1 pseudogene is annotated in these 1,271 nt (G+C 39.7%); it reads right to left on the bottom strand.

The annotated features are described in order from the left end of the window. Positions 1–1,271, bottom strand: a pseudogene (locus DRF57_RS23385) (RHS repeat domain-containing protein); the annotation flags it as partial.

Raw genomic sequence — 1,271 nt, 5'->3', positions numbered from 1 at the left:
GAAGTTGTCCTTCCGTAGTCTGCCGGATTTGTTTCCTTAACAGTGGTGGTCAATCCTGAGACAATAGTTTCTGTCTGCTTTCCGGTAAATGCCGTAGCTTTTACTTTGGCAGGGAATACAGTGTCATCATAAGTGAATGTATTCCACTGGCTTGCAGTTTGTCCTTCAAAATAAGGCTCCGATTCTTTAATTTTTCTTCCCAATACGTCATACTGGGTTTCTTTGGATACATACTGTCCCTGCCCGAAAGCTTTGGCAGAAGTTTTATATTCCTGCCCCAGTTTGTTCGTGAACATTCTGGAAATATCACCATCGGGATCATTCCGGGTAGTGGTTACATTGTACTGGTTGTCTTTTTCATACTGATAAGTGGTCGTTCCCAGCAGACTTGAAGCTTCATTAACCTGTTTTCCCCAGACATCATAGGTGTTGGTTAAGGTATTGCCATCAGGATCTGTTTGAGAGAGTACCTGCCCCCAGTCATTATAAGTGATTTTTGTTTCCAATCCAAGGTTATCCGTTTTCTTAATGAGAAACTTTCCCGCCGGGTCATATTCAGCTTTTTCAGTTTTTGAATTGCCATCGATTCCTGATGTTGTTTTTTTAGCTGTAATATTTCCAAATCCGTCATAAGAATATTCTTCTACCATAGCATTAGCAGAATTAGATCCCGGGAAAAATCTGCTGCTTTTTAAAAGATTGTTTTCATAAGCATATGAGGTAAAGGTTTTCTGTGTATCACCATAGCCCTCCGTAGTTTCAATCTTGTTTATGGGCCTTCCCATATAATAATTTTGTCCTGTTCCGCCTATATTATGTTCGTAGTTGAAATCAGTGATGGAAACACCATATCCATAATTGGTATTGACTTCTATTCTGGATGGGAGGTAATAGTTTTCGTATGTCGTTACTTTTTGAATAAATGTCCCGGTTAAAAAATCTTTAGTCCTTGTAAACTTAGGAACAATGGCAGAAACAATTCTGGATTGAGATCCTGCTGGTACAGAAGTAACTACCTGGCCATTCAGTAGTTTATCTGCTTTATAGTCTACGGATTCAAAACTTAACAGCTGGGTATTATTCTCTGAAATATCTGCCGGGAAAATATTGTTTTCACTGTTTGTCCTGATGCTCCATTCTTTTACCGGAGCTCCATCCAAAAGAGGATCAATTTCTGATCCTGACCAGATTTTGGTGTTTTCGAATCCATCAGCATACCAGGAAGACTGTGCGGTCTGGTGATAACCGATCATTTTTTTCCCTTGCAGGTT

Source organism: Chryseobacterium rhizosphaerae (assembly GCF_003385455.1).
GTDB classification, from domain to species: domain Bacteria; phylum Bacteroidota; class Bacteroidia; order Flavobacteriales; family Weeksellaceae; genus Chryseobacterium; species Chryseobacterium rhizosphaerae.
Note: the sequence above shows the minus strand (reverse complement) of the source record. Positions and strands in the feature narration are given on the sequence as shown.